Here is a 12,935-nt window from a genome sequence, read left to right as displayed (position 1 = left end):
CGCGTGACTGGCCTCGCTCCGTCACTCCAGCGCACTCTTGACAGCGGCGGCGACGCTCCGGGCGCGCTCGGCCAGCGGTTCGGAGATGTGTCCCCGCTCGACGGCCGCGTCGAGTTCGTCGTCGTCGACCCGCTCGACGGTGCCGTCGGCGTGTTTCACCACGTCGACGTGGAGGTCCACGTACCGGGCGGTGTCGGGGAATACCTCGACGGGCGTGCAGACGTTGACGTAGGTGCCCTTCTTCTCGCCGTCGCTGTCGCGGTACACCGTCGGATACCACCAGCGCCCCTCCTTGACCTTTGTCTCGGCGATGTCGCCGGCCTCCTTCGGGACGCCGAGGGCGTCGTAGGTGCCGCCGGGACTCATCTCCCGCTCGATGGTCACCGTTCCGTCGTCGTCGACCGACTGGACCTCGCCGTTGCCCAGCGTGATGAGCCGACCGTCGGGCTTGCCGTGGCCCAGCGACAGCGACCCGCCGACCTGCGGGCCGAACTGCCGGGCTGTCACGGCGAAGGGGAAGTCGGTCTCGCCGTCTGCCGCGATGTCGTCACACAGCGCCTCGACGTAGTCGACGGCGGCGCTGGCGGCGCGGTCCCCGGCCTTCACGCGGTGGTGGCCCGACATCGTCGCCGTCACCTCGCGGCGGGCCTCGTCGAGCGCGAAGCGGCTCTCGCGGCCGAACCACAGCCACGCCGTCGAAAGCCCCTCGTCGTAGCGACCGGGGGCGCAGTCCTCGGGGGCGTCGGCTCCCGCAAGCGCGTCGTCGACGGTCGCCGCGCGGTCGTTGGCGGCGTCGAGGGCCTCGGCCAGCGCGTCGAAGCTCGCGTCCTCGCTCGCTGATTCCCACGAGACGCCCCAGCCGTCCCGGGGCTCCGCAGCGATGAGGTCAAGCATTGCCGGGCCGCCAGTCCCCGGTGTGCTGGCGGTCTCGCCGCGCACGAGCGAGAGCAGCGACCCGCGGACCGCGACGGTCGTCTCTAGTACGGGTCGGCCGTTCGTCCACGGCGCGCTCGCCCCGACGACCTGCACCCGGAGCGTATCGCCGGTCTCGACGCGTTCGTCCGAGGACGAGTACGGGAGAAAGCCTTCGCCGTCGCCGAGGTCGACGACAGCCCCGCTCCCCAGCGTCTCGGTCACGGTGCCGGCGTAGACCGCGCCCTCTGGCGTCGGGTCGTCCCAGTGGAGCGTGTCCCGGCCAATTTCGGTCAGGCGGTCGATGACACCTTTGGCGATATCGGTGTCCCCCATGACGCCGACGCCCTGCTGGTCGTCCGTCGTCGCCACGGTGACCGCCGCCCGCTCGTCGGCGAACTCGCCGTCGAAGCGGTTCTGGATCGGTTCCGACGCCTGAACGACCTCGTGGTCTGCCTCGCGCAGCAACCGGGTCAGCGCCGTCGCGTAGATGCCCCTGACCCGGACGGTCATAGCGCGTCCTCGGCGGCGGCAAAGCGGACCCGTCCGTGGACTGTCGGCCCCAGCGAGAGCTCTACTTTCTCGTCGCTCAGAACGCGTCCGCCCTCGACCGGGACGCCCCAGGTGCCGAAGCGCAGATACCCCCGGATGTCGTCGGCGTGGGTGAACAGGTCGCAGTATTCGACAGTGTGTTCCTGAATCTCGCTGGAACTGTGGGCGATGTCCATATCGGAGTACACCGTCTCGCGGCCGTCGAAGAAGGCTTCGAGTTCTGCGGCCGCGTCGTCGGTGGCGTCCACTACTGTGTCGGAGGCCGCTTCGATGGTCTCCTGATCGACGCCGGCGTCGCGGAGCGCCTGCTGTTCGCGTTGCGTGAAGTGCATACCCGCGAGTCAGTGGCGGGGAGCAGAAAACAGTGCGGAATCGCCTACACGATCATCGCGTTCAGCACGAGCATCAACAGCCCGAACATGACGCCGGTCGCGACGATTGTTCGAGGGTCGATACGGATCGTGTTCTGGTCTTCGGCGTCGAAATATCGGACCAGTCCCGCACTGGACATCAGTCCGCCGCCGTCGCTGCCACTCATACTTCAGGGTGGTGTATCACCAACACTAAGCCTTTCGGGTCGCCCGCGATTGCGTGCCTCCGGTACACATGGATAACCCTTATCAGATACCGCGGGCTAACACGAACAGAGTACTATGACGGTTACACTGAAGGACTTCTACGCGGACTGGTGCGGCCCTTGCAAAACGCAGGACCCGATCCTCGAAGACCTCGAGGAGGACTGGACGGACGTCGAGTTCGAGAAGATCAACGTCGACGAGGAACAGGACGTTGCCAACGAGTACCAGGTGCGCTCCCTCCCGACGCTCATCATCGAGAACGACGACGGCATCGTTGAGCGCTTCGTCGGCGTCACGCAGGCTGACGACATCGACGACGCGCTGCAGCAGGCCTCAGCGTAACTCAGTCGTTTTTTGTGGTTCGTCACCCCGATAGCGGCCGCGCCAGCGTCTCGTCGCTGGCGTCGGGGAAGGGTAGGGCTGCCGCCGAAGCAGGACTAGTAGTAGCGCCGCCGTTGCGGTAGCCGAGTGAGTGCAGCAAAACATACCGCTCGCCAGCGGCGAGCGGTTTCACTTCTCGCGACCAGCGGGAGCGAGAAGGTCGTTTTTAGCGTAGATTTTTGCGAACCCGCTCCCCACAGCGCGCTCTGTGAGCGCGCGAGGAGAGGGGGTGACGTAAAAAGGTACTATTGGAAGCGGACGCCCAGGTCGTGCAGGCCGTCGTTGTGGCGGGCGACGTTGATGAGCAACGGCGTCAGCCCCTCGATTTCGGCGGCGTTGGCGAGCGGACCGCCATCGAGGGCGCGAATCCCCTCGATGCCCTCGGCGAGTTCACAGACGGTGTCCTTGGCGTCGGTGTCGTCGCCGACGACGATGGTGTCCCAGTCGAGGTCGGCGTCGAGGTTGGCGAGGCGACCGGCCGCGAGGTTGTGGAACGCGCCGACAACAGGCGTGTCGTCGGGGGCGGCGTTGGCGGCCAGTTGCGTGACGCTGCCGGCACCGGGGCGGTTGTAGTGGAAGCCGTCCTCGTCGCGTTGCATCCCGACGGCGGGGGAAACGAGCGTGGCGTCGTCGAGTTCGTCGGCGACGGCGTCGATGGTGTCCGTGAGGTGGTAGGCGGGGACGGCGGCGACCACTACGTCGGCGCGGGCGGCGGCGTCCTCGTTACCCAGGCCGGCGATTGCCACGTCGTCGTGGCCGCGGCTGGCCAGTTCTGTCTCGTACTCCTCCGCTTTGTTCGCCGCCTTCTGGGCTTTCCGGGAGCCGATGATGATCGTGTGGTTGGTGTCGTCAGCCCAGCGGAGGGCGAGACCTTGGCCGATGTCTCCAGTACCGCCAAGCAACGCGATGTCCATACTTACGGCGTAGGCCGACCACTGAATAAACGTTGTGTGACAGGTTCGGTCATACTGTTGGCTGTCCCTAGTGTCCGATATTCGCCACCCCGTGTGGCGAAATTCTTCACAGATGTACAGCCGACAGTATCAGGTGTACTCTTCCCAGGCCCGGTCGAACCCGCCGGCGAAGGCGACGTACAGCGCGCTCCCGAGGCCCACCAGATAGCTGAGCCACTGTGTCGCGACGCCGGGGACCGAGGTGGCCCCGAGCCAGAGAGCAAATATCGTCGAGAGCGGGACCATCACGAAAAAGAGGACGATGATGAACATCCCGACACGGCCCGGCCGGTGGACGGATTCGAGGATGTCGTCGCGTTCGCGCATCGTCCAGTAGGCCGCGACGAGGCCGATTAGCTGGCAGGTGACGGCGTACAGCGGCACCAGATCGACCGACGGCTCACGGATGACCGCGCCCCCGACGAGCCCGGCCCAGATGCTCACCAGGACTGCCCAGCCAAACGTCGGCAGTCGTCGCATACCCGAGGTCTCTGTCCCGCCGGTGAAACCGTTGCTGTTTGTGGTCGAGGGGCGCTGCCGGTGACGCGGGCTACGCCGCGTCGAGAAGTTCCGGGAGGTCGGTGACCGATTCGACGACGGCGCTCGCGCCGTTGTTGGCGAACGTCCGGCGGCCGGCGTCGCCGGTCAGCCCGCCGGTGAGGACGCCGATGCCGTAGTACACGCGGTCGTCGTCGGCTTCGTCGGCGTTGACCGCGGTCGCAACGTCGTCGAGGGTGTCCCCGGCGAAGGCGACCCGCTCGGCGTCGAAGCGCTCGGCGAGTGTTTGCAGGGCGGCGGGGTGGGGCTTGCCTTCGTCCCAGTCGTCCATGGTGAAGCGGTGTTCCGGCGGCAGGTCAAGGCCGACCCGCTTCAGCGCGATGTCGGCCTCGGCGGCGGGGCGGCCGGTGACAACGCCGACGGCGAAGCGGTCCTGCAGGGCCGCCAGCGTCTCGTCGTCGACCAGCAGCGGCTCGTGATGAATGAACCCCGGCGCGTCAAACATCGGTTCCCCACCTTCAATATCACGGTAGAGGTCGGTTCCGAGATACAGCGTCTGGAACACGTCCCGGAGCTGTTCGGGGTCCCAGGCGTCAAAGACCCGGTCTTCGGCCGAATCGTCGAGCAGGTCACGAACCACGGCTTCGGCCGCGTCGAGACCGCCGCCGCGCTCGGCGATGGCGTCGGTAAACGCCGCCAGGTCGGAGACAGCCGACTCGCGGCCGGCGAGAACGAACAGCGCGGCTGCGTAGGTCAGTTCCCAGTCGTTGTTGAACCCGCCGGCGTCCTTGAACTGCTGGACCGCCGATTTCTCGATTGTATCGCCGTACACCCGGTCGATGGATTCGACGATAGCTCGGCGGTAGGAGTCGGCCACGTCCACCAGCACGCCGTCGATGTCGAGGACGACCGCGTCGATTTGCATGAGCGAGCGAAGGCGGTCCTCACTCAAGCGCCTTGCTATCTTTCGCCCGGTACAGCGTCTCCCCGCCCGGGAGCTGTTCGCGCTCGACGGCGACCGTCGGCTGGTCGCCACCCAGCGTGGTGAACCAGAACGCCGCCCCGACGGCGTTGGCGACGGCTAGCGTCGGCCGGTGCAGTTCCGGTGGTAAATTCCGGGCGAACACGATATCACACCCCGCATAGACAGACTCGTCGGGGTCGAGAATATCGTCGACAACGAACCGCACATCCTCGGGGACCGCCCGTTCGACGATGTCCGTTGCGGTCACGTCCACGCCCCGCTCGGCCAGGGCCCCGGCTACGTCAGGGTGGTTTCCGACGCCGACCTCGACGACCGAATCGACGGACGCCAGTCGGTCGACGAGCGGGTCGGTGGTGTCGGTCACGTCGTACAATTTATGAGATGCGGGCGCATATGCGTTCCCATGCACGTCGACATCGTGCCGGTGGGCGAGGTCTCGGCCCAGGTCAAACGCGAGGCCTCGGACGGACTTCGCTCCGTCTACGACTGTGAGGTCTCGATGCACGAGCCACAGTCCATTCCCGCCGGCGCGTACGATGGGGACCGCGACCAGTACCGCGCAGAGGAGTTTATCGACCTCGCCCGCCGGGTCGGCTCCGGCGGCAAAAACATCGCTATCACGCCGAAAGACCTCTTCTACCGCCGTCGGAACTACGTTTTCGGTCTCGCGTACCTCGGCGGCTCCGGCAGCGTCATCTCCACGTATCGGCTCCAGACCTCCTCCGATGGCGGCTTCTCGAACCGCTCGGCCGGCGAGATCTTCTCACAGCGGGTTCGCAAGGAGGTCGTCCACGAAGTCGGCCATACCCTCGGGCTGGAGCACTGTGACAACAAGCGCTGCGTGATGAACTTCTCCCCCACTGTCCGACAAGTCGACGTGAAGGAAGTCTCGCTGTGTGGCTCTTGCCAGCGAAACGTCCTGTAGTTTGCGAACAGATACCAAACTGATTCGGTATAGCGCCTACACTCCTGTGGTACTTGTACACATACGCGATGAGCAAGAGTCAGTCCCCCGAGCGCGTTGCGGAACTGCGAGACATCTTCGTGACGGTCACCGGTGACGAATCAGTCACTGAACCCCAGACAGACGAGCAGACCGACCGCGAACTCGACCCCGATGAGGAGTTCGACCCGGCAGAAGTCGCCGACGGTCTTGACGATGCAGTCGCAGGGTCCGAGACGAGCAGTGACAGTGATCCAGCGGCGTAACGCCGCGGACTATTCCTGCGTCTCCCCTTTGCGAGTAGCGGCTGTACTACCACCTGTGACGTAGTCTCACCAGCTAACTCCCGAGATGATCTGTGGATTCAACAGCACGCCGAGCGCGGTTCGGCAGGCGCGACCGTCGAGCAGCGACCTCCGTCGACGAAACCGCTTGAGCACAGCTGTTCTCGCAAAAACGGCTCCGGCTGAGCTCCCTCCACCCGTAGATTTCCGATGACGAGACAGTCGCCGTCTGGCTCTCGCCGACCTCGCTCCGCCCTGAGCCTACGGCGCGTAGTAGTACTCGCCGGCGTTCTTCTGCTCGCGGTCCAGTTGCGAGTCGGGCTTGTTGATGCGGGGCCGTGAGGTCCGCTCGTCGCGGCGGAAGGTGATATCGAGGTTCTTCAGGAACTCGTTCATCCCCTCGCGCATGCCCTGTGGCGGCGCGGCGTGGCCGTTCCGGGCCGGCTCGCCGTCGAAGACGAGCAGGCGGTCGGCCAGCAGGTCGATCATATAGATGTCGTGGTCGATGACCATCGCCGTCGCGTCGTGGTTCTCCGCGTAGCGCCGGATGGCAGAGGTCGCCATGACGCGCTGCTCCACGTCCAGATGGGCAGAAGGCTCGTCCAGCAGGTAGAGGTCGGCGTCCTTCGAGAGGCAGGCCGCGATGGCGACCCGCTGACGCTCCCCGCCCGAGAGGTCGGTGAGCTGTTGTTCCATCACCGACTCCAGTTGGAGCGGCTGTGCGATTTCGGTGTTCCAGTAGGAACTCCCGAAGTCGTCCGTAATCGACGCGAGGAAGGCGTCGACGCGCATCGGCTGGTCTATCTCGATGTACTGGGGCTTGTAGGCGATGTCGAGGCTGGTGTCGATGTCGCCCGCGGTCGGTTCGAGCCGGCCGGCGAGCATCTTCGCGAACGTCGACTTCCCGATACCGTTCGGGCCGACGACGCCCAGCACTTCGCTCTCGCGGATGGTGCCGGCCTCGACGTCCAGCGAGAACTCGCCGCTGCCGTAGCTCTTCTGGAGCTCGGGGTACTCGATAACCACGTCGCCGGTGGAAGCGCTCCGTGGCGCGTGCTCCTCGAACTCGATGTCCGTCTGGCGGATGCGCATGTTCTCGTTTTCGAGGTAGCCCGAGAGGTACTCGTTGATGCCCTTCTTCGTCGATTTTGGGGGCGTGATGACACCGAACGCGCCGGGGGTCCCGTAGGCGACGTTGATATTGTCCGCGAGCAGGTCCAGGATGGCGAGGTCGTGCTCGACGACGAGCATCGAGCGGTCCTCCTCCTCGGCGAGTTCCCGGATGAGCCGTGCGGCGGTCATCCGCTGGCCGATGTCCAGATACGGCGTGATCTCGTCGAGGAAGTAGAAATCGGCGTCCCGCGCCAGCGTGGCGACGAGCGCGACCCGCTGGAGTTCCCCGCCGGAGAGGTCGTCGATGTGGTTGTCGACGACCGGCTCGATACCCGTCTGCTCGATGAGGTAGTCGAGGTCGCCGCGTTCGTCGGTCTGGTCCAGCAGCTCGATGGCTTTGCCGTCGAACTGGTCCGGAATCCGGTCGACGTACTGGGGCTTGCGAGCGACGCTCACGTCGCCGTCGCGCATCTGTTCGAGGTACTCTTGCAGGGCGGTCCCGCGGTACTCGTCGAGAATTTCGTCCCAGTTCGGTTCCTCGCCGTACCGGCCCAGGTTGGGTTGCATCTCGTCGGCGAGGATGCGGACGGCGGTGGTCTTCCCGATGCCGTTCGGGCCGAGAATCCCGGTGACCTGGCCCTCGGCGGGACTCGGAAGCCCGTACAGCGCGAAGGCGTTCTCCCCGTAGCGGTGGACCGGGTCGTCGGTCAGCTCCTGTGGGAGATTGATGATCTCGATAGCGTCGAACGGGCACTTGTTGACGCAGATACCGCAGGACTCACCCAGACAGATCTCCTCGGAGATGCGGACCTGGTCGGGCTGGCCTTCGAAGGGCTCGTCCTCCTCGTACTCGTCCTCCCGCTTGACGATGCACTCTTTCCCGCTGCGGTTTGGCGGGCAGTAGTTCATGCACTCGTAGTTACAGCGGTCGGGTTGACACCGCTCTAGGTCGACGACGGCGATACTGTCTTCAGCCATCGTTACGCTCCCGTCGTGAGGAGAATGCCCCACGAGACGAACCACAGCGAGAAGGTCATGAAGCCGATGTAGAGCACGTCCTTCGCCGAGAGGTCGTCCGTGTCGATGCCGATCACCCGCAGAATCGGGAACTGTGCTGCGATAGCGACCGCGAGGACAAGTATCCCTTGCGGGGCGTCCGGCGTGGCCGCTAACTCGTTGGAACCGAACGCGGCGGCGATGCCAGCGACGGCTGTCAGCGTCGTGACAGTGAGCCCCCGCATATGGGAGCTCATTCCGTCCGCCGTTTCCGTAGCCATACCACACGTTCCACTACCCGCAACCAAAAGGTGCGCGGTTCAGTACTGTGACGCGGCCGCGAATGCGTGCGGCGGCGAGATGGACTCCTCAATCTTTATGCGCCCGGCGCTTGTGATTACGGGTAATGACGGACTCTGATGGGGAGGCCATCGCAGACCTTCCGCCGAGCGCAAAGCTCGTATACAAGGTTCTGGAGTACGACGGCCCGCTGACACAGAAAGGCATCGTCGAGGAGTCGATGCTCTCGGCACGGACCGTTCGCTACGCTCTGGAACGACTCGACGAAGTCGGTGTCATCGAAGAAGACGTGTACTTCGCCGACGCGCGACAGAATCTCTACGAGATTATCGACCAACCGGCGGAAGCGGACGCCGCCGTCTCGGACTGACACGCCTTCTCGCTTGGCTGTTTCGCGACGCGTTCACGCAGCCGCTGGTTACAGCGACGCGACTACGTCGTCCGTCGTCGCGATCTCCGCGAACTCACCGCGTAGCTGCGCCAATGCAGTCCGGTGAACGAGCGACGGGTCGAAGCGTTCGCCGTCGAGCGTTCGGTCGAACGTCGCCGTCGCATCGTCCGGGACGACAACCTCAAACCCGCGGTTTTCGGCCATCCGCGTCGTCGTCGACACGCAGTGGTCAGTCGTCAGCCCGCAGACGACGAGCGTCTCGTGGTCCCGTTCGCGGAGCCACGCCTCCAGTTCGGTGTCGACAAACGCGCCGTTGACGCGCTTCTCGACCGTCGGTTCTCCCGGTTCGGGCTCCAGTTCCGGCTTGAACGCGAACCCCGGTTCGCCGCGCCGGAGCGGCGAATCCGGCTCCGTCGAGTTGTGCCGGACGTGGACGACCGGAAGCCCACGCTCTCGCCATTCGGTAAGCAGGCGCGTCGCGTTCGCCTCGGCGTCGGGGTTGCTCCGCGTCCCCCACGCCGGGTCGTCGAACCCCTGCTGGAAATCCACTAGCACGAGCACCGGCGTCTCGGGAAGGTCGACCATGTCAGTGAGCCGGCTCCGGGGCGGGCGTCTCGATGAGCCACTTCGATTTCGGGTGCTCGCGCGTCACGGTTATCGGACACTCGTCCGGCGACGCGTCCTCGTCCGACGACAGCATATACTGGGGCCACTCTCGGTCGCCCTCGACACCCCAATCGCCTAGGTCGGCGTGAGGACAGACGCCGTCGTACTCCTCCAGCCGTCCCTGGATGATCTCGCGGGCGTGCTGGCCAGCCTCGGCATCGGCCGTGACGTTCAGGTCCTCGAACAGCGCCCGGGGCTGGAACGTGATCTCCAGCCCGACCGGACAGTAGCGGCTCTTTCGCGTGTCGTAGAACGGCGCGCGGCAGGTCGGGAACATCGGCTCGCCGCCGAAGCAGAACTCCCAGTGCGGGTCATCCGGATCGGTCGGGATGTCCTCGGGCCACGGCTCCGGGTCGTGGACGTGGAGGAACTGGAGGATATGCCAGAGCCGGTCATGGTACTCGGCCTCCGTTAGCGGTCGTTCGGGCGGCCGGAAGAAGGTGACCAGTGAGGCCCGCTCGCTGTGGTCCTGATAGGTCTCCAGATACGTGAGCAGCGTTTGGCCGAGGTCGAACAGCGCGTCCGGGTCACTCATCGACGGGACCGCTGTGTACAGCGGGTCGCCGTCGCGAACCGACTCCGCCCCGAAGAAACAGGGGAACGGGGAGCCGTTCCGCTCACCGGTCAGCCCCTCGCGGAACGTCCGCCAGTGGGCCCCGACCCACTCCGGTGCGTCACCGCGCTCCACTCGGGCGGCCAGCGTCGCCTGGTCTTGTAAGCTCCTGACGACTGCGTCGGTCATGGCTAGTCGGTCGTGCTCCACCGGAATTTAGCTGTCGTTTTCGGCAGTTCGACTGTCGAATCCGACACGATTAGTTACCGATGTCGTATCCTGCTGGACGATTCGACAGAGCGCTAGTCAAACTCCTGTGCGGCTGTCCTGCTCGCCGAGTCTACGACGGGACGACAGTAATCGTGCTGCCGCGGTCGATGGCTCGCTCTACGACCTTTTTCAGCGTCGGGTTGCTTCGTTCGCTTCGCCCACTGTAGGAACCACTCCTTGAAAAACGTCGATGAAAAAGGCCGACGGTTCGGCCTCCGGCCTCACGTCGGTGAAACGCCTCGCTCCGCTCGGCGTACAGGGACCAAAACCGTTTGCGACCGCTACAATATTCTACGACGGGACGACAGTAATCGTGCTGCCGCGGTCGATCGCTCGCTCTAGTTCCTCGGCGATGCCCGACCCGCGCGAGACCTGAATCTCGCCGCTGCGGGAGACCGTCGCGGTGAAGAGGTACTCGCCGTCGGCCTGCAGTTCGACCGTATCGCCAGCGTGACCGTCGAGCGGGACGATGACGTGCCGGGACGTGACTTCCGGCTGGACGATTTCGCCCTCCTTGCCGCCGGACTCGGTCTGGGGGCCGCCGGAGGGACCTGACGGCCGTTCCTCGAAGGTCCGCACGTCGATGTCGATGCCGAGGCGGTTCTCCACGTCGGAGATGCGGCCGCCGCCCTTGCCGATGACCTGCGAGATGTCGTCGTCCTCGACCCAGACGACGGCGGTGTTAGGCCCGCGCAGTTCGACCTCGACGTGGCCGCGGGCGATAGAGCGAATCTCGCGCTCGACCTCCTGCTTGGCGAGGCGGTCGACGCCGGAGTCCTCTTGGCCCTCGTCGTCGCCCAGCGGGACCGTGACGACCTGGTTGTTGAAGGTGTAGATCTCGAACTCCGGTCGGTTGGTCTCGAAGTCCTTGACCATGATGACCGGTCGCGCGAGGTCTTCCTCCATGAGTCCCTGCGGGACCTTGACCTCCGTCGTCACGTCGTAGACCGTGTCGACCTCCCCGGCTTCGATGTAAACGACGGTGTCGACGATCTGTGGGATGAGCCCGAGTTCGACGCGGCCGATGAGCCGCTGAAGCGCGTCGATGGCGCGGGTCGCATGGACGACGCCGACCATGCCAACGCCGGCCAGTCGCATATCAGCGAACACTTCGAAGTCATCGGTCTTGCGCACCTCGTCGTAGATGGTGTAGTCCGGCCGGACCATCAGCAGCGAGTCGGCCGTTTTCTCCATCGAGCCGCCGAGTTCGGTGTACTGCGTGATGTTCGGGCCGACCTGAAGGTCCCGCGGCTTCTCCATCGTCTTGACTGCGTAGTCGGCGTCGACGAGGAACTCCCCGACCGCCTGTGCGAACGTGGACTTCCCGGCCCCGGGCGAGCCGGAGATGAGGACGCCGCGCTGGTGTTCGGTGAAGCGATCCCGGAGCTGGTCCGCGTACTCGTAATCGTCCAGCTCGGTCTTGACGATGGGCCGGACCGCCGTGATTTCCAGTGCGTCGGAAAAGGGCGGCCGCGCGATGGCGATCCGGAAGTCCCGGAACTGTGTGATGGTCATCCCGGGTTCGTCGAGTTCGAGGAAGCCGTCCGGCGAGGCGCGCGCGCTCTCCTCGATGTCGGCGGCGTACTCCCGTAGCTCACTTTCGGTTGCAGGGTCGTCGCGGATCGGCGTGTACTGCATGTCGCCGATAGAGCCCTTCTTGGCGTAGGGCTGGACGCCGACCTTGAGGTGGACGCTCATCGTCCCCTCGTCGAAGAAGTTCTCGATCTGCAGGCGGTCGACCGTCCGCTTGACCGGCTCGACGAACTCCACTGCGAGCCCTTTCGCGCGGGCCACCTGGGCCTGCACGTCGTCGCTGGTCACGAGCGTGGCACCGCGGTCACCGGCGATGTCCCGGATGAGCGCGTCAATCTGCCCCTCGCCGGCCTCTCGTTTCTCGATAGCGTCTGGCCGCCGGCCGACGTACTCCACGTCGATGGTGCCTTCCTCGGCCAGGTCGACGAGCGTCTGGAGCTCTTCGAGCCCCTCCCAGCCCGTCTCTCGGCCGTCGTTCGCCTGTGCTTCGAGTTCGCCGACGACGGCTTCGGGAACGACGACCGTCGCGCCGGCAAAGCCCATGCCGTCGACGTCGGTGTCGGGGTCGGCATCGGCCTTCACTTGGTCGGACACGCGGCCGTCGATGACCACGCTCGTGTCCGGTACGATTTCCATATCGGCAGTTGGAGACTGCCGTTGATAAGGGTGTGGAGTCCGTACGCTGTCTCTGTGCACCACAACTGGGAAAACGGGACAGACGCTGTAGCGCAGCCGACCTAGACGGCCTTTTGCAACCGCGTTCGGACACTCCGGTCGGCTGCGGCGAGCGCCGCCTGTCCGAACTCCCGAGCGCTACGTTCGCGAACTAGGAGCGTCCGGGTCAGCTCTCGGAGGCCGCGCCGCTCACCGCTGAGTTCGACTGTTTCGGCGTTCGTCGCAACGAGGTCAACGCGCTGGTTGCCCCGCAGTGCCCGCCGCAGTTCGCTGACTTCCTCGGCTGTGGCCGCTTCGACCGCTATTTCAGAACGCATCACCTCAATATACGTATTTGGTATGTATTTGGGCA

Annotated in this window: 17 protein-coding genes; 4 read left to right on the top strand and 13 right to left on the bottom strand. The window is 65.3% G+C overall.

The window, feature by feature from the left end:
- Positions 1-21: 21 nt before the first annotated feature.
- From VI340_RS12245 to VI340_RS12235, 3 genes are read right to left on the bottom strand one after another with little or no spacing between them, the layout of a single operon-like run.
- Positions 22-1,425 (bottom strand): DUF402 domain-containing protein, encoded by a 1,404-nt coding sequence (locus VI340_RS12245; protein ID WP_336358437.1) that lies wholly within the window; start codon positions 1,423-1,425, stop codon positions 22-24.
- On the bottom strand, positions 1,422-1,796 hold the full coding sequence (locus tag VI340_RS12240) for a DUF7532 family protein (RefSeq protein WP_336358436.1): 375 nt from the start codon (positions 1,794-1,796) through the stop codon (positions 1,422-1,424). The genes VI340_RS12245 and VI340_RS12240 overlap by 4 nt, the downstream gene beginning before the upstream one ends.
- Positions 1,797-1,840: 44 nt before the next feature.
- Positions 1,841-2,002: a preprotein translocase subunit Sec61beta gene (locus tag VI340_RS12235; protein ID WP_004514908.1), complete on the bottom strand. Its 162-nt coding sequence runs from the start codon at positions 2,000-2,002 to the stop codon at positions 1,841-1,843.
- Between the two features lie 115 nt (positions 2,003-2,117).
- Here VI340_RS12235 and VI340_RS12230 point away from each other — a divergent pair, with 115 nt between their 5' ends.
- Positions 2,118-2,384 (top strand): thioredoxin family protein, encoded by a 267-nt coding sequence (locus VI340_RS12230; protein ID WP_008307970.1) that lies wholly within the window; start codon positions 2,118-2,120, stop codon positions 2,382-2,384.
- A 284-nt stretch (positions 2,385-2,668) separates the two neighbouring features.
- Here the strand turns inward: VI340_RS12230 and npdG are convergent, their stop codons facing one another.
- From npdG to VI340_RS12210, 4 genes are all read right to left on the bottom strand, one after another.
- Positions 2,669-3,337 (bottom strand): NADPH-dependent F420 reductase, encoded by a 669-nt coding sequence (gene npdG, locus VI340_RS12225; protein WP_008307971.1) that lies wholly within the window; start codon positions 3,335-3,337, stop codon positions 2,669-2,671.
- A 129-nt stretch (positions 3,338-3,466) separates the two neighbouring features.
- Positions 3,467-3,856 carry a hypothetical protein gene (locus tag VI340_RS12220; protein WP_336358435.1) on the bottom strand — a complete coding sequence of 130 codons (390 nt, stop codon included), beginning with the start codon at positions 3,854-3,856 and terminating at the stop codon, positions 3,467-3,469.
- A 70-nt stretch (positions 3,857-3,926) separates the two neighbouring features.
- Positions 3,927-4,799 carry a TIGR01548 family HAD-type hydrolase gene (locus VI340_RS12215; RefSeq protein ID WP_336358434.1) on the bottom strand — a complete coding sequence of 291 codons (873 nt, stop codon included), beginning with the start codon at positions 4,797-4,799 and terminating at the stop codon, positions 3,927-3,929.
- Between the two features lie 19 nt (positions 4,800-4,818).
- Positions 4,819-5,232: a UPF0146 family protein gene (locus VI340_RS12210; protein WP_008307974.1), complete on the bottom strand. Its 414-nt coding sequence runs from the start codon at positions 5,230-5,232 to the stop codon at positions 4,819-4,821.
- A 30-nt stretch (positions 5,233-5,262) separates the two neighbouring features.
- On the opposite strand from VI340_RS12210, the gene VI340_RS12205 reads away from it, so the two are divergent.
- Together VI340_RS12205 and VI340_RS12200 are read left to right on the top strand one after the other, a co-directional pair.
- Positions 5,263-5,784, top strand: coding sequence for an archaemetzincin family Zn-dependent metalloprotease (locus VI340_RS12205; protein ID WP_004514915.1), 522 nt, complete (start codon positions 5,263-5,265; stop codon positions 5,782-5,784).
- A 68-nt stretch (positions 5,785-5,852) separates the two neighbouring features.
- Positions 5,853-6,068, top strand: coding sequence for a hypothetical protein (locus VI340_RS12200; protein ID WP_008307977.1), 216 nt, complete (start codon positions 5,853-5,855; stop codon positions 6,066-6,068).
- 279 nt (positions 6,069-6,347) lie between these two features.
- Here the strand turns inward: VI340_RS12200 and VI340_RS12195 are convergent, their stop codons facing one another.
- Both VI340_RS12195 and VI340_RS12190 read right to left on the bottom strand, forming a co-directional pair.
- The gene (locus VI340_RS12195) at positions 6,348-8,177 is read right to left on the bottom strand and encodes a ribosome biogenesis/translation initiation ATPase RLI (RefSeq protein ID WP_336358433.1); all 1,830 of its coding nucleotides are present in this window, start codon (positions 8,175-8,177) and stop codon (positions 6,348-6,350) included.
- Positions 8,178-8,179: 2 nt separating this feature from the next.
- A complete protein-coding gene (locus VI340_RS12190; RefSeq protein ID WP_023843411.1) occupies positions 8,180-8,476 on the bottom strand; it encodes an EMC6-like membrane protein in 297 nt (98 codons plus the stop codon).
- Between the two features lie 125 nt (positions 8,477-8,601).
- On the opposite strand from VI340_RS12190, the gene VI340_RS12185 reads away from it, so the two are divergent.
- On the top strand, positions 8,602-8,865 hold the full coding sequence (locus VI340_RS12185; protein ID WP_004514919.1) for a winged helix-turn-helix domain-containing protein: 264 nt from the start codon (positions 8,602-8,604) through the stop codon (positions 8,863-8,865).
- A 48-nt stretch (positions 8,866-8,913) separates the two neighbouring features.
- Here VI340_RS12185 and VI340_RS12180 read toward each other — a convergent pair whose 3' ends face one another.
- From VI340_RS12180 to VI340_RS12165, 4 genes are all read right to left on the bottom strand, one after another.
- Positions 8,914-9,471, bottom strand: a complete 558-nt coding sequence (locus VI340_RS12180) for a cysteine hydrolase family protein (protein ID WP_008307983.1) — start codon at positions 9,469-9,471, stop codon at positions 8,914-8,916.
- Position 9,472: 1 nt separating this feature from the next.
- Positions 9,473-10,294: a YqcI/YcgG family protein gene (locus VI340_RS12175; RefSeq protein WP_336358432.1), complete on the bottom strand. Its 822-nt coding sequence runs from the start codon at positions 10,292-10,294 to the stop codon at positions 9,473-9,475.
- A 372-nt stretch (positions 10,295-10,666) separates the two neighbouring features.
- A complete protein-coding gene (locus tag VI340_RS12170; protein WP_336358431.1) occupies positions 10,667-12,544 on the bottom strand; it encodes a PINc/VapC family ATPase in 1,878 nt (625 codons plus the stop codon).
- A 101-nt stretch (positions 12,545-12,645) separates the two neighbouring features.
- Positions 12,646-12,900, bottom strand: a complete 255-nt coding sequence (locus VI340_RS12165; protein WP_008307988.1) for a hypothetical protein — start codon at positions 12,898-12,900, stop codon at positions 12,646-12,648.
- Positions 12,901-12,935: the final 35 nt, after the last annotated feature.

The organism is Haloarcula sp. CGMCC 1.6347 (assembly GCF_037078395.1).
Taxonomy (GTDB): domain Archaea; phylum Halobacteriota; class Halobacteria; order Halobacteriales; family Haloarculaceae; genus Haloarcula; species Haloarcula amylolytica.
Note: the sequence above shows the minus strand (reverse complement) of the source record. Positions and strands in the feature narration are given on the sequence as shown.